This is a genomic window from Mycobacterium sp., assembly GCF_025933915.1.
Taxonomy (GTDB): Bacteria; Actinomycetota; Actinomycetes; order Mycobacteriales; family Mycobacteriaceae; genus Mycobacterium.
Genome location: NZ_JAICZA010000081.1, coordinates 1 through 22,203 on the forward strand (window position 1 = coordinate 1; position 22,203 = coordinate 22,203).

Annotated in this window: 22 protein-coding genes; 10 read left to right on the forward strand and 12 right to left on the reverse strand. The window is 67.3% G+C overall.

Going from position 1 to position 22,203, the window contains the following annotated elements; genetic code table 11:
* From Q0W90_RS14310 to Q0W90_RS14345, 8 genes are all read left to right on the forward strand, one after another.
* Nucleotides 1–1,546: adenylate/guanylate cyclase domain-containing protein (locus tag Q0W90_RS14310; protein ID WP_297774940.1), on the forward strand; the 1,546-nt coding region annotated here is incomplete at its 5' end.
* A gap of 102 nt (nt 1,547–1,648) precedes the next feature.
* Nucleotides 1,649–2,413, forward strand: coding sequence for a hypothetical protein (locus Q0W90_RS14315; RefSeq protein WP_297596469.1), 765 nt, complete (start codon nt 1,649–1,651; stop codon nt 2,411–2,413).
* Nucleotides 2,382–3,578, forward strand: a complete 1,197-nt coding sequence (locus Q0W90_RS14320) for a polyprenyl synthetase family protein (protein ID WP_297596471.1) — start codon at nt 2,382–2,384, stop codon at nt 3,576–3,578. Before Q0W90_RS14315 ends, Q0W90_RS14320 begins: the two co-directional genes overlap by 32 nt.
* A complete protein-coding gene (locus Q0W90_RS14325; RefSeq protein WP_297596473.1) occupies nt 3,575–4,033 on the forward strand; it encodes a hypothetical protein in 459 nt (152 codons plus the stop codon). The genes Q0W90_RS14320 and Q0W90_RS14325 overlap by 4 nt, the downstream gene beginning before the upstream one ends.
* Complete coding sequence (locus Q0W90_RS14330; protein ID WP_297596475.1) at nt 4,030–4,302, forward strand: hypothetical protein; 273 nt, start codon at nt 4,030–4,032, stop codon at nt 4,300–4,302. The genes Q0W90_RS14325 and Q0W90_RS14330 overlap by 4 nt, the downstream gene beginning before the upstream one ends.
* The gene (locus Q0W90_RS14335; RefSeq protein WP_297774942.1) at nt 4,299–5,321 is read left to right on the forward strand and encodes a hypothetical protein; all 1,023 of its coding nucleotides are present in this window, start codon (nt 4,299–4,301) and stop codon (nt 5,319–5,321) included. The genes Q0W90_RS14330 and Q0W90_RS14335 overlap by 4 nt, the downstream gene beginning before the upstream one ends.
* On the forward strand, nt 5,314–5,718 hold the full coding sequence (locus Q0W90_RS14340; RefSeq protein WP_297596489.1) for an SCP-2 sterol transfer family protein: 405 nt from the start codon (nt 5,314–5,316) through the stop codon (nt 5,716–5,718). The genes Q0W90_RS14335 and Q0W90_RS14340 overlap by 8 nt, the downstream gene beginning before the upstream one ends.
* The gene (locus tag Q0W90_RS14345; RefSeq protein ID WP_297774945.1) at nt 5,715–8,870 is read left to right on the forward strand and encodes an NAD(P)-binding protein; all 3,156 of its coding nucleotides are present in this window, start codon (nt 5,715–5,717) and stop codon (nt 8,868–8,870) included. The genes Q0W90_RS14340 and Q0W90_RS14345 overlap by 4 nt, the downstream gene beginning before the upstream one ends.
* Nucleotides 8,871–8,886: 16 nt before the next feature.
* Here Q0W90_RS14345 and Q0W90_RS14350 read toward each other — a convergent pair whose 3' ends face one another.
* The 5 genes from Q0W90_RS14350 to Q0W90_RS14370 form a co-directional block, all read right to left on the reverse strand.
* Nucleotides 8,887–9,342, reverse strand: a complete 456-nt coding sequence (locus Q0W90_RS14350) for a flavodoxin family protein (RefSeq protein ID WP_297596493.1) — start codon at nt 9,340–9,342, stop codon at nt 8,887–8,889.
* Nucleotides 9,339–9,794 (reverse strand): hypothetical protein, encoded by a 456-nt coding sequence (locus Q0W90_RS14355; protein ID WP_297596495.1) that lies wholly within the window; start codon nt 9,792–9,794, stop codon nt 9,339–9,341. Before Q0W90_RS14355 ends, Q0W90_RS14350 begins: the two co-directional genes overlap by 4 nt.
* Nucleotides 9,791–10,528 (reverse strand): 4-hydroxy-tetrahydrodipicolinate reductase, encoded by a 738-nt coding sequence (dapB, locus tag Q0W90_RS14360; RefSeq protein WP_297596497.1) that lies wholly within the window; start codon nt 10,526–10,528, stop codon nt 9,791–9,793. Before dapB ends, Q0W90_RS14355 begins: the two co-directional genes overlap by 4 nt.
* A gap of 107 nt (nt 10,529–10,635) precedes the next feature.
* Nucleotides 10,636–11,724, reverse strand: a complete 1,089-nt coding sequence (locus tag Q0W90_RS14365; RefSeq protein WP_297774948.1) for a dihydrodipicolinate reductase — start codon at nt 11,722–11,724, stop codon at nt 10,636–10,638.
* Nucleotides 11,725–11,729: 5 nt separating this feature from the next.
* Nucleotides 11,730–12,755, reverse strand: coding sequence for a Rieske 2Fe-2S domain-containing protein (locus tag Q0W90_RS14370; RefSeq protein ID WP_297596501.1), 1,026 nt, complete (start codon nt 12,753–12,755; stop codon nt 11,730–11,732).
* 120 nt (nt 12,756–12,875) lie between these two features.
* Between Q0W90_RS14370 and Q0W90_RS14375 the strand changes: the two genes are divergently transcribed.
* Nucleotides 12,876–13,526, forward strand: coding sequence for a TetR/AcrR family transcriptional regulator (locus Q0W90_RS14375; RefSeq protein ID WP_297699309.1), 651 nt, complete (start codon nt 12,876–12,878; stop codon nt 13,524–13,526).
* A 15-nt stretch (nt 13,527–13,541) separates the two neighbouring features.
* Here the strand turns inward: Q0W90_RS14375 and Q0W90_RS14380 are convergent, their stop codons facing one another.
* The 5 genes from Q0W90_RS14380 to Q0W90_RS14400 all read right to left on the reverse strand — a co-directional run bounded on the left by Q0W90_RS14380 (nt 13,542) and on the right by Q0W90_RS14400 (nt 19,372).
* Nucleotides 13,542–14,618, reverse strand: coding sequence for a PDR/VanB family oxidoreductase (locus Q0W90_RS14380; RefSeq protein ID WP_297596506.1), 1,077 nt, complete (start codon nt 14,616–14,618; stop codon nt 13,542–13,544).
* 8 nt (nt 14,619–14,626) lie between these two features.
* The gene (locus Q0W90_RS14385; protein ID WP_297774950.1) at nt 14,627–16,378 is read right to left on the reverse strand and encodes an SDR family oxidoreductase; all 1,752 of its coding nucleotides are present in this window, start codon (nt 16,376–16,378) and stop codon (nt 14,627–14,629) included.
* Between the two features lie 3 nt (nt 16,379–16,381).
* Nucleotides 16,382–17,299, reverse strand: a complete 918-nt coding sequence (locus Q0W90_RS14390; RefSeq protein ID WP_297699318.1) for a metal-dependent hydrolase — start codon at nt 17,297–17,299, stop codon at nt 16,382–16,384.
* 125 nt (nt 17,300–17,424) lie between these two features.
* Entirely contained in the window at nt 17,425–18,888 is a 1,464-nt protein-coding gene (locus Q0W90_RS14395; RefSeq protein ID WP_297774952.1) for an NAD(P)/FAD-dependent oxidoreductase, read from the reverse strand.
* A gap of 22 nt (nt 18,889–18,910) precedes the next feature.
* Nucleotides 18,911–19,372, reverse strand: a complete 462-nt coding sequence (locus Q0W90_RS14400; protein WP_297595767.1) for an SRPBCC family protein — start codon at nt 19,370–19,372, stop codon at nt 18,911–18,913.
* 114 nt (nt 19,373–19,486) lie between these two features.
* Between Q0W90_RS14400 and ald the strand changes: the two genes are divergently transcribed.
* Nucleotides 19,487–20,602, forward strand: a complete 1,116-nt coding sequence (ald, locus tag Q0W90_RS14405; RefSeq protein ID WP_297595766.1) for an alanine dehydrogenase — start codon at nt 19,487–19,489, stop codon at nt 20,600–20,602.
* A 13-nt stretch (nt 20,603–20,615) separates the two neighbouring features.
* On the opposite strand, the gene Q0W90_RS14410 is transcribed toward ald, so the two are convergent.
* Together Q0W90_RS14410 and Q0W90_RS14415 are read right to left on the reverse strand one after the other, a co-directional pair.
* Entirely contained in the window at nt 20,616–21,641 is a 1,026-nt protein-coding gene (locus Q0W90_RS14410; RefSeq protein WP_297595765.1) for a nitronate monooxygenase, read from the reverse strand.
* A 60-nt stretch (nt 21,642–21,701) separates the two neighbouring features.
* A partial coding sequence (locus Q0W90_RS14415; protein ID WP_297774955.1) for an insulinase family protein occupies nt 21,702–22,203 on the reverse strand: 502 nt, incomplete at its 5' end.

The window sequence follows — 22,203 nt, forward strand, 5'->3', positions numbered from 1 at the left end:
CCTCTACGCCGAGACCGGGCGGACGACGCTTCGCGAGCACATGCTGCGGTCGGCGTACCAGCGCTGGCTGAATCTGGGTTTCGCGGTGCGCAGGGACTGGCTCGCGCGCGAGCACCCCTGGCTACTGCGGCGCGATCTCAAGACGGATTCGGTGGGGATCGACCCGGTCGGCGCGCATCAGCTGCTACACGCGCTGTCGGGGGCGCGGACCCCGGACAGCTTGGCCAACATCATTCTGGGCTCGGTCGCGGACACCACCGGGGCGGGCCGCGTCCTGTTCCTCACCGGCGAACCGGAGAATCTGTCGGTCCGCGCCATCAATGATCACGGCGACATTTCGATTGTCGACGGGCCGTGGACCGAGGTGCCCTATGACGCGGATGTCGTGCGCCGCGTGATGAACTCCGGCTCCCCGCTGATCGTTGCCGTCGGCCCGGCCCGCCCGGCCGACCGATCACCGGGACGCCAGCAGCCGGCTGCGGCATCAAGGCCGTCGCTACTCGTCGCACCAATCATGGTGCAGGACAAGGCGATCGGCGTGATTTATGCCGAGCAAGAGTTGGGGAGAAACTTCGACGCCGACCACGAGCAGGCGCTTGCCTTCCTGTGCGCCCAGGCCGCCGCGCCCCTGTGGAACTTCCAACTCGAGGCACGACTACGCGCGGCCGACGAGTACCGACAGTCCCTCATGGACGTGCAATCGAGATTCGTACCCAACGAACTGCTGCGCATCCTCGACATCGATGACCTTCGCCGCGTCCGCAGCGGCTACCGGGTCGAACGCGAAATGACGGTACTCATCAGCGACATCCGGGGCTACACAACGATGATCGAGGACATGGACGTCGACGAGGCGGGCAACTTGGCGATGGGCTTCCTGCGTGCCGTCGAGCTTCCAATCATCAGCTACAACGGCATGATTCAAGACGTACGCGGGGACGAAATCGTCGCCGTCTTCGAGTCCGAGCCCGACGCCGTGCGGGCGGGACTGGCCATGCTGCGCTCCTTGCACGAGCACAACCAGGAACGCATGGCACTGGGTTCCGAGGAGCTGCGCGCGGGCATCGGCATCAATACCGGCGCGGTGGCGGTCGGGCTCGTCGGCGGGGTGAACCGCATGGTGCTCACCATCATCGGCGACGCGGTGAACCTGGCTGCGCGCATCGAGAGCACCAACAAACGCTACGGCTCCGCCTTGCTCATCTCCGATCACACGTATCAGCGCCTCGCCGCGTCGGAGCAGTTCAACGTCCGTCGGATGGAGCGCGTCATGGTGGTCAATCGACGCCGGCCGGTGACGATCTACGAAGTGTACGACGAGGATTCGCCCCTACTTCGCGCCGCGAAACGCGCGGCGCAGCCCGCGTTCGACGAAGCCTTTGCACTTTTCGATTCGGGCGACGTCGATGGGGCGCGCGCTGCCTTCGAACGATGCCGAGAGCTGCTGCCCGACGACCCCGTCGCACCGCTGCACCTGGCGCACTGCGAGGCGGTGGCGCGCGGCGAAATGACCCCCGGTCAAGAGGTAGCACTCCTGAACAAGTAATGCGCTACCCCACTTTTGAAACTTTGCTGCAGTGATTGCGCGCGCGTGGTATTTGTCACATGATTTGTACCGACAGTCGGGGGCGGTCAAGGAGCGGCAGCCATGTACCTGAGTGCAGAGCGGTTGGCCCTTGCCAACCAAGCAGTCAAAGAGACGTTCGGGCAGTGCAGCATTGTCTGGCAAGCCATCCCGCACTGGGACACCGGTGACCCTGGCCAAATCAGTGTTCCCAACGGCATCGTGGCCACCCCGAACCTGATACCCGTGACAACCAAGTCGAGGACGTTGGAGCTGACACTCGCGGAGACGATTGCGCCGACCCCCGATGCGCTGCTCACCGGAGTGATGACCGCGACCAAGGACCTCGCCAAGGACCTCGACGACGACGTCCTCCCGAACCTTTATACGAACGCCGGTAACACCATCACTACGGCCTTCACTCCCCAACCCCTCATCGACGCGCTCGTCGACGCCCGCGCGGACGTCGAGACCACCGGATATCGGGCGCCGTCCTGCTTAGTGACCAACACCGAAGGGCTGCACAGGCTCAATCATCTGGTCGGTGGGTACTCAATCCTTCAGCAGTTGCTTTCCGCGGGGAACATCAACGCCCTGCACCGGACCAAACCGCTCAACGCCCCGGACGCGGACCCTAGGTTGCTCCTGATCGGCCGCCGGCGACGGATCCCCCAAGGCGCGGCGCCCGAGGCATCTCCCGGTGAGGAGCCGGTGGACCTCGCCGTCAGCCTCCTGCCCAGCCTGGAGCTCGATGGCGAAAACGGCACGGGGAAAATTCAGTTCACCGTGCGGATCCGCTACGCACAAAGGATCACCGATGCCACCGGCCTCGTCGCTATCCACAACTGACGGCAATATCACCCCAACAGCCTGCACCCCACTCGACGACTACCTCGCCCTGTGCAAGGACGCCTGCGACGGCGAGATCGAGCGGCTGTACGGTCCGGCTGAACGCGAGTCGAACGGCCTCTACGACCTGATCCTCGACTACCCCCTGCGCGGCGGGAAGGCGCTTCGACCGGCGCTGAGCATCGCGATGTGTCTAGGACTCGGCGGGCATCTCGAAGCAATATTGCCGACCGCTGCGACGCTCGAGCTGTACCACAACGCGTTCCTCATCCACGACGACATCGAGGACGAATCCTGGTGGCGGCGCGGCAAACCCACGCTGCACGTCGACCACGGCGTGCCGATCGCCGTCAATGTCGGCGACGCCATGCTGTCGCTGTCGCTACAACCACTGCTCGACAACGTCGAGCGGGTGGGGCTCGGGCCCGCCCTGCGGATACTGCGGGCCATCGCCAAGATGACCCGGCTGACCGTCGACGGCCAGGCGCTCGAACTCGAGTGGGTCCGATCCAACACCTGGCAGCTGAATGACGCCGACTACCTCAAAATGGTCGAACTCAAGACCAGCTGGTACTCGTTCATCACACCGCTACAGGCCGGCGCGATCGCGGCCGGCGCCGCACCCGAGCGGATGGCCCCGCTGGAGTCGTTGGGCCGCCATCTCGGAGCGGCCTTCCAGATCACCGACGACCTGTTGAACTTGCGGGCGGACCCGCAGGAGTACGGGAAGGAGATCGGTGGCGACCTCTGGGAGGGCAAGCGGACGCTGATGCTGCTGCACACCTTGCGATGCGCCGAGCCGACGGACCAGGTTCGCGCCGTGGCGATTCTGGCCAAGCGCCGCCCGAGCGCGGACGGCGAGTTAGGGGTTACGACGCTGCTCGATCGGCTCGCCGCCCGAGGTGAATTGTCCCAGTCGGGTCGGGCCGAGATCGAGGCCCGGCTACAGGGACACCACCCCTCGCCGTGCAAGAGCCTCAACGACATTCAATGGCTCTACGAATTGATGCGTCACGTCGGCTCACTCGAGCACGCCCGGGATGTCGCCGCCGGGCATGCCCAGCAGGCGGCCGTGGCGCTCGCGAGTCTCGACTGGTTCCCACGCAGTCGCCATCGAGACATGCTGGCCGACCTCGTGGACTACGTACACGGGCGGACCCGATGAACCCCGAGTCCTTGATCGGCATGTTGGCGGAGCTCGAACGGATCCGTGGGCTCACTCTCGACCTCATCGACCGTGAGACCCCGCAGCTGCGCCCGGCCCCGCCGGACACCACCGACGGCACGGAGCGGGCCGTCTTCGACCTACTTTTTGGCGCGCGCCGCGCTGTCCTGGGCAACCCCGCCGCCGCCCGGGGGCTACACGACCTACTCGTTGCCGAGGGCCGCCGCTACGCGGCCACTCCCCGCGGGTCGCGGTTGCGCGACGCGTTGGCAGGTTCCGAAGCCGTCGAGAATCTCCGGCGCGTCTGGGAGATGGTCAGCTTCAACGTTCTTGACGGTCCCGCGGCGCCCAATGCCGCCCCCGACGCCTGGGCGGATCTGCTGGCCGACGCCGTGGTCGGGCATGGCCTCGACGATTCCATCCTGGCTCGCCTGCGGCCGGAGGGGTTCGCATGACGCTCACCGATGCTCGCGAGGCGCTCGCCGAGCAGAGCCATTTCATTGACTACCTCGTTGGCCTCGCCGGCCTGGCCCGGGTGGTTCACGCCCTTGCTAACGACGACCAAAGATCCGACCCGCCCCGCGCCCCAGATGATTTCGTGCACGCCCTGCTCGGGCTGGCGGCCCTGGGTGCGACGATCGATCGAATCGCCAATTCAACTACGGCACAGCAGAATCCGACCAGCAAGTCGGCGGCCGCAGAGACCACACGGTGGCTACGATGAGCGCGCTGCTCGCACGCAACGACTTCCTCCGCGCCCCCGTGCTGGCCACGGCCCGGCCCACCGGATTCAAGGAGTGGCATCACTTTGTGGTCCACGGACGCGACCTGCGGCTCTTGATCAACTTCAGCCTCAACAATGAAGCGTTCGGCGCCGATGAGGTCCGGCTCGCGCCACGTGTCATCGTGATCGCTCACGACGAAAAGTGGACGGGCGCCATCGAACGGTTCGACGCGGGTGCTCTGAACGTCTCGGCCGATCTGGGCGAACTGACCATCGACAGCAACCGGATGACCGTCCTATCCGACGGCTATTGCGTGTCAATCGATCTGCCCGGCAATCAGCTTCGGGGTGAATTGCACTTCTCCCCGGTGAGCCGGCCATTCGTGGTCCGCAACCAGCCGGTGGGGGACGGCCGGATCAGCTGGCTCTTTGTGCCGAGGCTGCGCGCCGCGGGATGGTTGCGTATCGGCGGCCGAGAGCACCGTTTCGAAGACGAGCTCGCCTATCACGACCACAACTGGGGCCGGTTCCGGTGGGGTGACGACTTCGGCTGGACCTGGGGCACCCTCTTGCCCACCGAACCCGGAAACCCCTGGTCCATGGTATTCCTGCACACGACCGACCGGAGCCGGCTCCGCTGCCTGTCCCAAGCGCTCTACGTGTGGCATTACGACGAACCCGCGGCGATATTCCGGCACGCGGCGGTCCGGACGCACTTAGACGGCCGGCTTACCCGCGCGGCCGACTGCACCCTGCCGCCCCCGATGCGGCTGCTGCTGGACGGCGAGGTGCCGGGCGTGCCGGAACGGATCGACATCACCGCGACGCGGGCGGGTGACCGGGTACACGCCGAGTTCCGCTCGCGTTCTTATGCCCGCGTGGCGCAGCCGAGCGAGACCTCCCTCGACCAATCGACCGTGCTCTGCGAAACCGGCGGCAGCACCTGGGCCAGCGGAACGATCAACGGCGAAGACTTCGACTTCGTCGGCACAGGCGTATTCGAGTTCCTCTATGGTTGAACATGTTTCGTCGCTGTTGCGGCGCTCGGTCGAGCACCTGGAGGACGAGGTGCCCGACAGTTACCGGGTGCTGGTCGCGGAGCTCGGCCCGATGGTGGTCGAGCTCGACGTCGACGGCGAGGTGTTTTCGTTGCGAGGCGGTGATCGGCTTCGGGTGTCGAACGGTGCGGCGCCGGTGGCCGGTGTCCGGATCACCACCTCTCGAGCCGCCATCCTCGATCTGGTCGATGCGAGGGTGGGGCTTGGCGAGGCTGTGGGGGCGGACACGGTTGCGGTTCGCGGTTCACTCGATGACGTCCAGCGTGCGCACGACTCGCTGCTGGCCTACGTCCACGCCGCGGTCCGGGCGTCCTCGCAACCCGCACTGCTGTCCGAACTGCGCGCGGGTGCACCATGAGCGAGCGCATAACGACGCCGGCGTCACTCGAACGCCGTCCCACGGTGGCGGTGCTCGGCGCCGGCATCGCCGGCCTCACCGCCGCTCACGAACTCGCGGAGCGCGGGTTCGTCGTCACGGTGTACGAGACACGCACCGATGAGCGCAACGGGCTGGGGTCCGAGCCGGCAGGCGCCTACCCGCCCGTCAAACTCGGCGGTCTCGCCGCCTCGCAGTATTCGACGGTGGGCACGCGCACCGGGAGCCGGGCCGAGCTGCGGCCCTTCCCGGGCCGGCGGGGGCGGCCCCGCGACCCTGGGCGCGCGGTTGCGGGCGAACACGGCTTTCGCTTCTTTCCGGCGTTCTACCTACACATCTGGGACCTGTTCCAGCGCATCCCGGTCTATGAGCTCACGCAGACGACCGGTGGCGCGGCCCGCTGGACACCAACACCCCGCACCGTCTATGACAACGTCCGGCGGGTAATCACCAAGGGCACCACGGTGGACGGCCAGCCGTCCCTCGTCTTTCCCAGCGAACTGCCACGCAGCCCCGCCGAGTTTCTCGGAATCGCCAACCAACTCACGACATTGGGCCTGACCCCCAGCGATGTCGCGACCTACCTCAGCAGGCTGCTTCGCTACCTCGTCACCAGTCCGTTGCGTCGCGCGCTGGAGCTGGAGAACGTGTCCGCCTACGACTTCTTGGTCGGACACGACCCCAGCACGCGGATCAACCAATTCTCCTATTCGCCACATTGCGACAAGCTGTTACGCCAAATGCCAAGGGTCCTGGTCGCTCTCGACTCGCGCTGGGGGGACGCGCGCACCAACATGAGCACCTATCTGCAGCTGTATTTGACTATGGACCGCCGGGACACAAAGGCCGACGGGGTGCTCAATGGTCCCACCACCGAGTCGTGGTTTGACCACTGGTATCGCCACCTCGTCGCGCTCGGCGTCCGCTTCGTTCACAACGCGGTAAGCCGCCTCGATCCTCCGGCCATCGACCCGACCCAGCCGCCCCATCTGCGACCGCGTGTGCAGATCACGCTGGCCGACGGTGCACGGGTGGCTCCGGACTACACGGTCGTCGCCGTTGATGCCCCGGCGGCCGAATACATCACCAGCGCGCTGCGCGCGGCGGGTACCGGTGGCACCGTGGCCAGGCTGGACGGGTTCACCACCATCGCGCCCCCACCCGACGGTCCCCTGCAACCCGACAGGACCCGGCCCCAGCGGCGGCGGAATCCGTACGCGATGGAGGAATTGGGACGGGTGCCGTGGGACCGGTTCCAAACGCTGTGCGGCATCCAGTATTACTTCGACACGGAATTTCAGCTGCTCCGAGGACACATGCTGTACACGGGCACGGAATGGGGGCTGTCATCGATCAACCAGCACGGGCTGTGGGAGAGCCGACCGGTTCTCGACCGCGACGGGTACGTCTCGGTGCTTTCGGTCGACATCGGCGATTTCAATACCCCCTCCCGTCACCTGGTCGACGAGTTCGGCCGGGGCAAGGCGGCCCGCGACTGCACTCCTGACGAAATCGCGGCGGAGGTGTGGCGCCAGATCGTTTCCGCGCTCACCAGCGACGCCGGAGCCGTCGGACGGGAGTTCATGCCGTGGCCCGTATGGTACGCACTCGATCGGGGCCTGATCATGGCTACCGGACCCGGTCAGGGCCAGGGCCGCGTGGTTCGCAACGAGTCGCCGTACCTCGTTCCCATCGTCGGGGACTGGACCAATCGGCCCGGCAGCGACCCATGGAATCCACACGGATCGTCCTGGAGTAGCGCACCGCCCGAAGACTTGTGGCTCGAAGACCTCGAGCGGCGCAACGTCTGGCAGGCTCGCCATGGCGGCTATCAGGTGCACCACAATTCGGTGGTCTTCGCGGGCACGTGGAACAAGACGTTCACTCGGGTGACGTCGATGGAGTCGGCGTGTGAGTCGGGCCGCCATGCCGTCAATGCCGTTCTGGACCACTACATCTGGGTCGAATCGGGCGGTCTCGATCGCCGGGAGAAGACCACACTGCCGTGGGAGTTTCCCTTCGGCTTCCTCGATCAAGGGCTGTCGAGCCCGATTCGAATGCCGACACCGGCCGGTGACTACTGCTATGTGTTCGACATCGAAAACCGGGAGCCGGCCGACACCCGTGCGCTGCGCACGCTCGACTCGAAATTCTGCCAGCAGTCATTGCCACATCCGCTGGACGCGCCGGCCGCGTTTTCGTTCGGCGCCCCTTCGTCCCCCATCCCCACACTCGCGGGAGGTCAGCAAATGTTCACGCCCACAACCGATTTAAACCAGCAGTTGTTCAACTACCTCCAGACTTGGCGACAGCTTCTCGAGCAGTGGACGGCCATGGCGGCCGGGACACTATTTCCGAACGGCACGTCCGGGTTTCCCATCGCGCCGCCGGGAGGTCAGTTCGCACCCCCCACAATGCCGTTCATGGCTGCGATGCCGCCGATGCCTGGTATGCCGTTCATGCCGCCGGTGCCGTCCGCCGCTCCGGCGCCGGTGCCACCCGTGCCGGCGGACTATACCCAGCAACTGTTCAGCTATCTTCAGGCGTGGCGGCACTATCTCGAGCAGGCGGCGGGCGCGACGCCGACGCAGCCATCGGGCCCGCGACAGCCGGGCGACGTCCCCCCCAACGACGGCGGTAAAGCCCGTCCCCAGCGTCCGCCGGATGTGCCGATTCCGCCCGGAAGCGAGACCGGGAGCAAGGGCATGCCACAGGGCGACGACGATAAGAGCTCGGCTTCAACCTGGCCTCCGCCAGAAATGAGACTAGCGCCCGAGACCTTTACCCTGAGCCAAGTCAGCGGCACCGGCTCCGAACTGGCGGAGACCTCCATCGGCCGTGGACGGGAAGCGTCGCGGCTGATTCCGCCCAATGACGACTTGTCCTACCAGTCCGACCGAATCGAGCTCCCGCGCGAGATATTGCAGATGTTGGACCCGGCCGCCGCATCGGCTCGTCCCGGAGCCTCCCACGTCGTATCGGAAACCGCCGGGCCACAGGCCGGTTCGGCCTTTCTCCGGACAATGCATAGCGTCGGGCCCACTACCTCGCCGCAGGTCGAGCCGAGATCGTTGTTCTCCACTCCCGGCGCATCGGCAAGATTTACGGAAGCCGGTGAAACGCCTGCGCACTGAGCAGTATTGGTGCGACTCACTCCATCAGCTGGGCGGCCACCGTCGCCCCCAGTTCCCAGCACGCTTGCAGTTGCTCCTTGCTGGGCTTGCCCGAAACCACCACCGTCTCAGCGGCTTTGGACCAACCCAGCCCGGTGGTGATGGTGTCGATCGCGCGCTCGGCGCCCTCGGTGCCCTCGTTGCCGTGCAGGTACAGCCCGAAGGGTCGCCCGCGAGTGGAGTCGAGCAGCTGGTAGTACGAGCAGTCGAACGCGTGCTTGAGGGCGCCCGAGATGTAGCCGAGGTTGGCCGGGGAGCCCAGCAGATATCCGTCGGCGCCCAGCATCTCGGCCGGCGAGACCGTCAGCGCCGGGCGGCGCAGCACCTCCACGCCCTCGATCTCGGGGTCGGTCGCGCCGGACACCACCGCCTCGAACATCTCGTGCGTGTGCGGCGACGGCGTGTGATGCACGATCAGCAGCGTCTTGCTCATGGGTGGCCCTGCAGGTTGACGGCGGTCTTCATGGCGTCGCGGGCGCGGCGGCGATCGCCCGCGTAGTCGTAGGCGCGGGCCAGCCGGTACCAGCGCCGCCAGTCGTCGGGGTGATCCTCCACTTCGCCGCGCACCGACGCGAACAGCGCGTCGGCCGCGTCGCGCTGGATGCGGCCCGACGGCCGGCGCGGCAATGCATCGGTGTCCAGTTCCATTCCGTCGTCGGCGATCAGCCGCGCCAGCTTCTGGTGAGCGAATCCGGCCCGCAGCGTCGCGACCATCGCCCACAGGCCGATGACGGGCATGATCAACACCGCGACCCCGAGACCGACGGCGGCGGCCCGGCCGGAGGCGATCATCGCGACGGCCACGTGGCCCAGCAGCGCGAAGTACACCAACAACGCGACGCACATGAAGGCGACGAGCAATTGGACGCGCAGCGCTTTGGTCATTGCAGGTTGAGCAGGGGCTCCAGCCCCACCGTCAGGCCGGGGCGTTCCTTGATGCGCCGCACCGCCAGCAGCACTCCGGGCACGAACGACGTGCGGTCCAGGCTGTCGTGGCGGATGCTGAGCGTCTCGCCCTCGGTGCCGAACAGGATCTCCTGGTGAGCGACCAGTCCGGCCAGGCGCACCGAGTGCACCGGGATTCCGTCCACGTCGGCGCCGCGCGCACCCGGCAGGCCGGTGCTGGTGGCATCGGGGTTGGGCGGCAAGCCCTTTCGGGCTTCGGCGATCAGTTTGGCGGTGCGCGTCGCGGTGCCCGACGGGGCGTCGGCCTTGTGCGGGTGATGCAGCTCGATCACCTCGGCCGAGTCGAAGAAGGGCGCCGCCTGCTTGGCGAAGTGCATCGACAGCACCGCCCCGATCGCGAAGTTCGGCGCGATCAGCACCGACGTTTTCGGGTTCTCGGCAAGCCAGGCCTGCACCTGCCGCAACCGCTCGGCGGTGAAGCCCGTGGTCCCGACGACGGCGTGAATTCCGTTGCCGATGAGGAACTCCAGATTGCCCATCACCACGTCGGGGTGGGTGAAATCGATGACGGCCTCGGTGTCGCCGTCGGTCAGCAGGCTCAGTGCGTCACCGGCGTCCACCTCGGCGGACAGCGTCAGATCTTCGGCGGCCTGCACGGCGGCCACCATCGTCGATCCGACTTTTCCCTTGGCTCCCAGCACTCCCACTCGCATGGGTGCAGCCTACTGCGGCCCCTTTTCATCGCGAACGTGCGTGTTTGTGCACCGACACGCCGCTGGTGGCGACATTTTGCGCACGCTCGGCGAGCTGGCGACCCGGTCTACGTGACGAACCGCCCGGCGAATCCGCGCAGCGGCAGGTCGGCGCTGGTGATGAGTCCCGGCGGCGCGGCGATCACCGACTTGATCGACGCGAGGGCGGGCATGCCGGTCACGGTCATGCCGATGGAGGCGAAGCTGTCCGGGTTGGACAGGTCCACGCCGGGCTTGGGAAAGATCATGTGCTTGTTGTAGACGCACGGATCACCCTTGATCTGGGTGATGTAGCAGCCCTTGATGTTCCAGCTGGGATCGGTGAGCGGGGTCATCTGCCATTCCAGGTGCGTCTCGACCCGCGGCACGCCGTCGACCATGCCTTGGTACTTGATGTAGTTGCCGCCCAGCGAGCCCTTGGGCAGCCTGTACCAGCCCAGGTCGACGTCCTTGGTGCAGGCGCCCAGCTCGTAGCTGAACTTGACCTCGTCGAGCGGCAGGTCGAAGCAGTCGGCCATCATGTACACGCTGTCGGCGAAGACGCGGGTGTACTTCTCGAGCTTCGACGGGATCTCCGGATCGTCGACCGGCTGGCCGTAGCCCACCTCGATCCAGGTGTCCTTGGAGTGGTGGCACGACACGTCGACGGACTCGATGGTGGTGATGTTTTCGATGTCGGCGACGTCGGCCGAACACACCACGCCCAGAATCTGGTTCAGCCCCGGGTTCATTCCGGTGCCGTAGAACGTCGCACCGCCCTTCTCAGCGGCCTCCGCCAGCAGCCGGCTCACCGGTTTGCCCGACGGGTGCGGGTGATTCTTGTCGCGATGCCAGCCGGTGATCCAGTCCGCGGTGGTGACGATATCGATCCCCGCCTCGAGCACCGTGACGTAGAGGTCCTCGTCGGGGAACACACCGTGGAAGGTCAGCACGTCGGGCTTGGCGGCGACGATCTCCTCGACGGTCCCGGTGAACCTCACCCCGTTGGCACCCACGCCGGCGAACTCTCCGGTGTCCTTGCCAACCTTCTCCGGCGAATAGCAGTGCACGCCAATGAGTTCGAGATCGGGCTGCGTCGCGATCCGCCTGATCATCTCCGAACCGACGTTTCCGCTTCCGACCTGGAAGACACGGATCGGTCCAGCGGGTGCATTCATTCGATTCAGCCTTTCTGGGATGCTGCGTACACTTCGGCCGCGCTGCCGCCGATGCCGTCGGGATAGAACTGCTTGGCCCACTGGCGAATCGCCGTGAATCCCTCGTACTCGTTGGTGGCCAGTGCGGGTGGATCCGAATACCGTTGGTGCTGCCAGATTTCGATGTCCTGAGTGAACTGGCGGATCACTTCCTGCCCGAATTCGGTCGCCTTGAGTTCGGCGCGGTCCGATTCGTTGCCTGGCACCCGGCCGATGTAGACCATGAACCGGACGTCGGAGGTGCGCTCGTCCACCGGGGTGATCGCCGAGATGGTGCGGTTGTCGATCATGCCCCAGCTCTTGGTCACCGCGATCCCCAGGCCGCCGTTGATGGCCTGCACGCCGCTGTTGACGTCCTCGATCTTCTGTCCGTCGTCGCCTTCGAAGGTGATGGTGAAGTCGACGTAGGACACCGGCTCGGCGAAGTCGTGGCGGGTGAACACCGGCACGATCGGGGTGTTGTGCACGTATTTGAAGTGCGCGAAGTCGACGCCGTTTTCCAGCACGTACTGCGGATGCATCTCCAGCGTCTCGCGGTACAGCCGCTGCTGCGGGTAGTAGTCGTCGACGCTGCTGCCGTCGTCGAAGGCGGCGAACACGTCGGGCGGGTCGAAGTAGGGTTCGCGGCGCTGCACGTCGTGCCAGATGTAGACCGACGCGTTGCGTTCCACCACCGGGTAGGTGCGCATGCGCCGGCCGCGGTTGGGCCGGTCCTGATACGGGATGCAGACGTTGCGCCCCTCCTGGCTCCACTGCCACCCGTGGAACGGGCACTGCAGCACCTCCCCGACGACTTTGCCGCCGTACCCCAGGTGCGCACCGAGGTGCTCGCAATAGGCGTTCATCACCGTGAGCTGGCCGGATTCGGCGCGCCAGGCGACCATCTCGGAGTCGAAGTACTTCATCTTGTGCACGTCGCCGATACCGATCTCGTCGGACCAGGCGACCTGGAACCAGCCGGTCGGTTTCATCGACAACGGCGGCTTAGCCATCGAACCCTGCCATATGAGCTGCCCTCCCTCGGGTACGAATATAGGCCGCGACCACAAAACATCAAAGTACCTTCTATGAAACCCGCCGTCCCGCCCGGCCCGAGTGGATAAGATCGCCCAATGACCCGTCAGAGCAGCGGAGCCGGCATCGCGGGCCGGCGGCCCAATCGACGGGGTCATGCGACTCGCGAAAGCATGCTCGAGGCCGCGCTGCGCTCGCTGGGCTCCGGCGAGCCGGGCTCGGTATCGGCCAACCGCATCGCCAAGGACATCGGTGCCACCTGGGGTGCGGTGCAGTACCAGTTCGGCGACACCGACGGATTCTGGGCCGCGGTGCTGCACCGCACCGCCGAGCGGCGCGCCGCGACGTTCTCGACGCTGTCGGCGCCGATCTCACCGGAGGCACCGCTGCGGGAACGCGTCGGGGCCATCATCGAGACCCTCTACAGCGGCCTGGCATCGCCGGATTCACGCGCGATCGAAAACCTGCGCGCCGCGCTGCCGCGCGATCCCGACGAGCTCGAACGCCTCTACCCGCGCACCGCCGCCGAGCTGTTTTCCTGGGGCAAAAGCTGGCTGGAGACCTGCCAGCACGCGTTCGCCGGGCTGGACGTCGACCCGGACCGGGTCCGCGAGGTGGCCGCCCTGATTCCCGGCGCGATGCGCGGCCTGGTGTCGGAGCGCCAGCTGGGCTCCTACGCCGACCTCGACATGGCGCGCCGGGGCCTGACCAACGCGCTGGCCTCCTACCTCGAGCGGTCCCGGCCTTGACCCGGCGCCACCGCCTCAGGCGTCGATGACCACCCGGCCGCCGTCGGCCCGCGACACACACACCAGCATGCCGTCATCACCCGCAGCGGCACGCCCGCGGTGATCCACCTGTCCGGCAAGCACTTTGACCCTGCACGTGCCGCAGAACCCTTGCCGGCACGAGTAGGGGGTCGTCGGGTCGCGATCGAGCATGACGTCGAGCGCCGTCCGATTCGCCGGCACCGCGAGCACCCGCCGTGATCGCGCGAGCTCCAGCTCGAACGGGACTCCGTCGACGATCGGTGCCGGGCTGAACCGCTCGTAATGCAATGGCGCGCCGGCATGTTGGTTGCGCGCGACCCGGACGGCGTCGAGCATGGCACTCGGCCCGCACACGTAGACGGCGGTCGCCGGGCCGGCGCCCGCCAGCAGCTCGCCCACGGTGGCGAAGCGGCCTCGCTCGTCGTCGGCCCACACCGTCACGCGGTCCGGGGCCACCGACACCACCTCGTCGAGCAGCGGCATGTATTCACGACTGCGGCCGGCATAGATTGCGCGCCACTCGATCCCGCGCCGCGCGGCGACGCGGATCATCGGCAGGATGGGTGTCACCCCGATGCCGCCGATGACGAACAGCACGTCGCGTTCGGCCGTGCCGAGGTAGAACGCATTGCGCGGGCCTTCGAACTCACACGTGTCGCCCACCTGGAAAGCCTCGTGCATCTCGATGGATCCGCCGCCGCCGTCGGCGATCCGGCGGATGGCGATGCGGTAGTCGGTGCGTCGGCCGGGCGGACCGCACAGCGAGTACTGCCGGCGCCGGCCCGAGGGCAACAGGATGTCGAGATGCCCGCCGGGTGTCCAGGACGGAAGCAGCCCGCCGTCGGGGTCGGCCAACGTCAGTGCGACGACGTCCGGCGCGACGACCTCACGCTTGGTCACGACCGCTTTCAGCTTGCGCTGCACCGGCTTCACCCGCGACGGCTGCCACCGCGATACCGAGGCGAAGCCCTCGAACACCGCCCGCACGCCCCACAGCAACGACCCGAAGCGATCGTGGTCGCGCCGGCCGTACAGGTCGGCGGGCCTGCTGGCCCAAATGCTCTCCGACACCGGTCCCCCTACGTCTGCCGAATGTCCAAGCGTGCGAACAGCCGAACCATCCCCGGGCTGATGCGCCGCATCGCGTAGCCGATCCGGGACTCGGCGGCGATCGGCACCACGGCGGGCCCGGTCTTGATGGCCTTCACGATCGCCTTGGCGGTCGCCTCGGGGGTGAAGTTGCGGCGCCGGTAGGCGGCGTCGGCCTTGCCCCGCGCCCGCTCCTGCTGCTGCGCGCTCATTCCGGCGTAGATCGTGTTTTTGGCGATGTCGGTGTTGACGAATCCCGGGCACACCGCGGTGACGCTGATGCCCTCGTCGGCGAAGTCGGCGCGCAATGATTCGCTGAGCGCCAGCACGGCCGCCTTGGTGGTGCTGTAGGCGACCATGGATTTGGACGGCAGGTAGGCCGCCGCCGAGGCCACGTTGATGATCGTTCCGCCCTCGCCGCGCTCGACCATCTGCGCGCCGAACGCCCGGCTGCCGGAGATGACGCCACCGACGTTGACCCCCATGATGTTTTCCCAATTCGCCGAGCTGGTCTCCAGGAAGCGGCCCGCCATCCCGATGCCGGCGTTGTTCACCAGGATGTCGACCACCCCGTGCTCGTTGCGCACCTGCGCCGCAAGGTCGTTCATCGCGGCCTCGTCGCTGACGTCGACCCGATAGACCGCGGCCTCGGCGCACGCGGCGCGAACCGCGCCGGCGGCTTCGCCGGCGGCCGCCAGATCACGATCGGCCAGCACGACCTTGCGGGCGCCGCGGCGGGCCAGTTCCACCGCGGTGGCCCTGCCGATCCCGGCGCCGGCGCCGGTGACCAGGGCGAGCTTGCCGCGCACGTCGCGCCGCTCGCCGCGCACCTCGGCCACGCCGGGCCCGCCGGCGACGGCCCGATCGACCCACTCGGCGGTGAGCCGGGCGACGACGTCCGGGCGCGACGTCACCACCCAGTGCCCACCCTCGATCTCGATCACCCTGCCGCCGTCGGGGATTGCTCCGGTGAAGCGCTGTAGCGCGGGCGTGACGAAGACGTCGCGCCGCGGGGCCAGGGTCTGCACGGCGACCGTGGTCGTCGGCAGCTGCGGACCCGGCGCCAGCATCGGCGCGGGCATGTTCTGCCGGTACAGGTTGAGCCCGTTGACATAGTCGGTGATCGACCGCCGGGTTTCGTGGCGTTGACTGCGGGTGCTGGAGCGGCCGATGCGTTCAAGGGCCTCAACGACTTTCACGCCGACGTGCGAGCGAAACGACAGTTCCGGCACCCCCGGGCACAAGAAGAAGCCGATATAGCCCGACGAGATCAGTTGCCTGAGGACGTGAGCCGCCGCCCGTGGCGCACGCGCCGACCGCAGAAACGCCCCCGCGTACTGCAGGTGCGGACCCGAGATCGACGTGAACGAGGCCACTTTGCCCATCACCGAGTCGTCGGTGACCGCCGCCCACGCCTGAATCGAGCCCCAGTCGTGGCCCAGCACGTGCACCCGCTCGACGCCCAGGCTGTCGATCACCGCACCGATATCGGCGATCAGTTGCGCAAACAAGTACCCGGAACGCGCTGCGGGAGAAGATGATTCACCTGCACCGCGCACGTCGTAGGCGACGAAGTTGTAGGGTCGGCCGGCCAGCTCCTGCGCCACGCCGTCCCAGACATGGTGGTTGTCGGGAAAGCCGTGAATCGCCAGGATGGTTGGGCGCGCGGGGTCGATGTCGGTGTAGCGGTGGACAGCCAGCGTGACGCCGTCGCTGGCGGTGAGGCTCGACGTGGTGGTCATGAGTCAGTGCGAGGCCCGCGCGGCCGGTGAGACGGCCAGGTAGTCGACGGCAAGGCCCAGACCGCCGAGCTGCGAGGGGTGAAAGCCCGGCCGGTAGTAGTTCCCGATCGCTCGCACGAATCGCAGCGGACCGGGCACCAGTCCACGGCGTGCCGCACGCCAGTAGTCGCGCCAGCGCGGCTTGGTGCGCGGCGGCAGGCAGGGATCCAGCGAGTACATGAACCGCACCCCGCGAATCCACAACAGCAGCATGGCGGGCGACACCACCAGCTGGGCGCGCACCTGCCGCCAGTAGCCGGCCCGCAAATGCTTCATGGTGTCGAAGGCCACCGCCTTGTGCTCGACTTCCTCGGCGCCGTGCCAGCGCAGCATGTCCAGCATCACCGGATCGGTGCCGATCGCGTCGTGGGCGGGCGAGTCGAGAATCCACTCCCCCAGGATGGCGGTGTAGTGCTCGATGGCGGAGACCAGCGACACCTGCTCGAGCAGCCAGCTCTGCCGGCGGCGCCTGCTCCACTGGGGCCGGGGGCCGAGCAGTTTGTCGAACAGCCACTTGATCTGGCCGGTGTAGGGGGTCAGGTCGATGCCCCGCGCGGCGAAGTGGGCGAGCACGTTCGCGTGCGCCTGGGAATGCATCGCCTCCTGGCCGATGAACCCCTGGACGTCCAGCCGCAGCTGGTCGTCTTTGATCAGCGGCAAGGTCTGCTTGAACACCTCGACGAAGAACTCTTCGCCCGCGGGCAGCAGCAGGTGCAGCACGTTGAGGACGTGGGTGGCGAACGGCTCACCGGGCACGTAATGGAAAGGCAGCGTCGCCCAATCGAAGTCCACGTCACGCGCCTCGAGGACCAGTCGCTCGTGGTCGAGCGACGCGTCATGTGGACCCGCTGCCTGGTCGACTTGGATGTCAGCGGTCAGCATCATGCCCCCTACCTCGGCGTTTAGCCCTCGATCGCAGTCTTGCGGTGGACATCGCGCGTCCCAAGTATAGGTATGCGACCCAGCTATGCGAAACCGCCGGTACTGGGTTCTTTCACGGATCGTCCTCAGCCGGCCGCGACGTGGCGGCGCAGGTCGTACTGGCCGGGGTCGGGGTTCGCCAGCATCCGGCGGTGTTCGGCCGGCGTGAGCGGCCACACCTCGGGCACACCGTCCTTGTTGAGGTACCAGCTGTTGCAGCCGGTGGTCCACACGGTGTCCGGCATCGCGGCGCGCAGCTTCGCGTTGAAACGCTCGGTCGCCGCGGCGGTCGGCTCGACCGTGTCGAATTCACCCCGGCGCCAGCGCTCGATCCAGCCCACGATGTGGTCGGCCTGGGATTCGGCCACCGTCGTCAGCGCAAGGTTTCCCACCGGGCTGTGCGGCCCCAGCATCATGAAGAAGTTGGGAAAGCCGGACAACGCCACGGTTTGGTAGGCGCGAGGGCCGTCGCGCCAAACGTCATTGGCGCAGATGCCGTCGCGGCCGATCAGCTCCATCGGCCGGAAGAACGCGTGCGTGTCGAATCCGGTGGCGAGCACGATGATGTCCATCTCGTGCAGAGCGCCGTCACCGGTGACGATGCCGCGCCGTTCCACATGGTCGATGCTCGTCGTCACGAGCTCGACGTCATCGCGCTGCACGGCCCGGTAGAAACCGTTCGACATCACCAGGCGCTTGCAGGCCGGCGTGTAGTCGGGAGTCAGGGACCGCCGCAACTCGGGATCACGGATCTCCCAGAGGCTGGCGCGGCACAGCGCCGCCATGATCTTGCGGCGCAGGCCCGGCTTGGTCAGCCCGACCGCGAAGTAGTCGTAGCCGAGGCTGTATATCCGGTACGCCAACCCATCCAGCCACGGCATCTTCCGCCGGGTGATCCCGGTGAAGCCGCTGTAGCGCGGATTGGCCAGGCGCAGCACCCATTGCGCGGTGCGCTGGAACAGCGTGACGTGGCCGGCCACCCCGGCCAGACCGCACACCAGCTGTACGCCCGTCGACCCGTTGCCGACGATCGCGACGCGCCGCCCCCGCACGTCGACGCCGTGATCCCAGCGTGCCGAGTGAAAAACGTTGCCGCCGAAGTCATCCAAGCCCGGGATCGATGGCAGTCGCGGGTGATGCAGCACGCCGGTGGCCGAGATCAAGAAGTCAACGGTGGATTCCTCTCCGGCGTCGGTGCGCAGCACCCAGCGGCCGTCGTCGAAACGCGCGTGGCCGATCTGAGTGCCGAACCGGATCCGGTCGCGCAATGCGTACCGGTCGGCGACGTCTCGGAAATAGGCCTGGATTTCGCCGCCGGGTGAGAACAGGTGCGACCAGTTGGGGTTCCTGGCAAAGCTGTACTGGTAGATGCGCGACGGGATATCGCAGACCAGACCCGGGTAGGTGTTCTCCCGCCAGGTGCCGCCCACCTCGTCGGCCTTCTCATAGACGGTCACATCGGTAATGCCGCTGCGCAGCAAGGCAATCGCGACGCACAGCCCCGACATGCCGGCTCCCACGACGGCTACGGCGGGATCGCGTCGCGTCATCGGAACTCCCGCGATCCTTCGGCTACTCGGTTTCGGCGCGCTGTTTGAGGCGCTGCAGCGTGAGCCGGATGTGCTCGGTGTTGGCGGCCACCCGATCGGTGACGCCGGTGGCCTTGCCGGCGACCTTGCGGAACCAGCCCGGCCTGCGGTCCCAGGTGCTTTCGGTGACCTCACATCCGCCGTCCGCCGCGACGATGTCGTATTGCCAGCGGGCGATCGGAAGGATGGTGTGGGTCACGTCGAAAGCAAACCGTCGGCCCGGTTCCGCGTCGGTGACGGTGCATTTGGTGCTCCAGCGCCGGCTGCCGCTTTCGTTGTGGCCGGTGAACACCGCGCCCGGGCTCACCGCGTCACCTTTGCGCCACTCCATCGCCACCGCCTCCTCGGCCAGCGAAGCCAGGGTGGGCAGGTGGGTGATGAGCCGGTACACCGCGTCGGGGCGGGCATCGATGCGCACGGTGGCCGAAACGCAGGGGTCGGTCATCCGCCGATCATAGCCAGCGGGCGATGCAATTCATATCGATTGCGGCCCATCCGAGCTTTCTTCACACTTGAAGGGGGCTTCACAATTGAATGAATCCGCGAACAAGGGGCGAGCATGCGAGTCGGCGTACCGACCGAGACCAAGACGAACGAGTTTCGCGTGGCCATCACCCCCGCCGGTGTCGCCGAGTTGATCCGCCGCGGTCATGACGTGCTCGTCCAGTCCGGCGCCGGCGAGGGATCGTCCATCACCGACTCCGAGTTCAAGGCGGCGGGCGCGTGGCTCGCCGATACGGCCGAACAGGTTTGGGCCGACACCGACCTGCTGCTCAAGGTCAAAGAACCGGTGTCGGCCGAGTATGACCTGCTGCGGCGCAACCAGATTCTGTTCACCTACCTGCATCTGGCCGCGTCGCGTGCGTGCACCGACGCGCTGTTGGCGTCCGGAACGACGTCCATCGCCTACGAGACGGTCCAAACCGCTGACGGCACATTGCCGTTGCTGGCGCCGATGAGCGAGGTGGCCGGGCGGCTGTCCGCTCAGGTGGGGGCGTATCACCTGATGCGCACCCACGGTGGGCGCGGCGTGCTGATGGGCGGCGTACCCGGCGTCAAGCCGGCCGACGTCGTGGTGATCGGGGCGGGCACGGCCGGCTACAACGCGGCCCGCGTCGCCAGCGGCATGGGGGCGATGGTCTCGGTTCTCGATATCAACCTCAACAAGCTTCGCTTGCTCGATGCGGAGTTCGGCGGTCAGGTCCGCACCCGTTACTCGTCGGCCTATGACCTCGAGGGCACCGTCAAGCGCGCCGACCTGGTCATCGGCGCCGTGCTGCGCCCCGGCGCGAAGGCCCCCAGCCTGATCTCGAATTCTCTTGTCGCGCAGATGAAGCCGGGCGCCGTGCTGGTGGATATCTCCATCGATCAGGGCGGCTGCTTCGAGGATTCGCGACCCACGACGCACGACGACCCGACCTTCGCCGTGCACGACACGGTGTTCTACTGCGTGGCGAACATGCCCAGCGCGGTGCCCAAGACGTCGACGGTGGCGTTGACGAACGCGACGATGCCGTATGTGCTCGCGCTCGCCGAACGTGGCTGGCGGGCGGCGTGCCGATCGGATCCTGCTCTGGCCAAAGGCCTTTCGACGCATGACGGCGCGCTGCTGTCCGAGCAGGTGGCCGCCGACCTCGGTCTGCCGTTCACCGACCCGGCCGGCCTGCTGGGCTGACCGCCGGCGCGGGCTAACCGGTGGCTACGAGGCTGGCGATGATGTCGGCCGCGGGGCCCGCGCTCGCGTGCTTGAATGCCGCCCCGGCCCACAGCGGTATCCCGTTGGGATCCTCGATGGCGGCGGCCGCTTCCCGGATGGGCGATGTCATCTGGTTGACCTCGGGGTAGCCCAGCGGCGCCACGTGGTCGAGCATACGGGTGAAGTCGTTTTCCAGGCCGCGCGCGTATCGGCCCGAGAATGCCCGCGTCACAACGGTGGTGGCGAAAAGCGGGTTCTTCAGGGCGGTGCGGTGCGCGGGGTTGGTGCCGGCCTCGTCGGCGAGCAGTAGCGCGGTGCCGACCTGGGCGGCCACCGCTCCCCTGCGCAGCGCGGCCCCGACCTCGTCGGCGGTGCCCAGCCCGCCGGCGGCGATGATCGGGACGTCATGCGCGTTGCGGACGCGATCGATGAGCTGGTGCAGCGACTCGTTGGCGGGTTCCATGTCGGGCGCGAACGTGCCGCGGTGGCCCCCGGCGGCGGGGCCCTGGAGCACCAGGCTGTCCGCGCCGGCCGCGACGGCCACTCCGGCCTCATACGCCGACGTCACCGTGACCAGGACGAGCAGGCCCAACGCGCCGAGGCGCCGAATCACGTCGGGCGGCGGGACGCCGAAGGTGAAAGACACCAGCTCGGGCCGGACGTCGGCCACCACCTCGAGCTTCTGCTCCCACCCATCGTCGTCGCCGTACTGCGGATGGCCGACCTCCACTTGGTAGTGGTCGGCGATTTCTTCGAGTTCCGCCGCGTAGTAGTCCAGCGCCACCCAGTCGGCGACGCTGGGCTGGGGCACAAACAAATTCACCCCCAGCGGACCCGTGGTGGCCTTGCGTGCCGCGGCGATGTCGTCGGCGAGCTGCTCGGCGCTGAGGTACCCGCCGGGGACGAAACCGAGCCCACCGGCGTTGGACACCGCCGCGGCCAACGCGGGCGTCCCCGGCCCGCCGGCCATGGGGGCGCCCACGATGGGCACCACGATGTCCCAAAAGCCCAGTACCATTCGGCTAGTCCGTCGACGGCGAGCGCCGGCACGGCGCGAGTGAGGAGGCGGACATTTGAGCTACCCTACCATCGCCCGAAGTTGTTGGGGCAGTGACCGTTTGGTCGCGTAGGGGCCAAGAACCGCAGCGCCGAAGCGCTGCCCGAGCAGCCGGCGAGCGACGGCGTTGACCTGCTCGACGGTCACCTGGTCGATCTGCCGCAGGGTGTGCTCGATGGTGCGGTGTTTGCCGTAGTTGAGCTCGCTGCGGCCCAGCCGACTCATCCGCGAGCCGGAATCTTCCAGGCCCAGCACCAGACCGCCACGCAGCGAGCCCTTGGCGATGCGGCATTCCGACTCGGTGATGCCGTCGGTGGCCACCGAGTCGAGGACCTCACTGGTCACGGCCATAACCTCGTCGAAGCGTTCGGGCTGGCAGGCCGCGTACACGGACAGCGCGCCGGTGTCGGCGAAGATGTCCACCGTTGAATAGACGGAATAGGCCAGCCCACGCAGCTCCCGGACCTGCTGGAACAGCCGAGAGCTCAGGCCGCCGCCCAGCGCGGTGTTCAGCACCGACAGC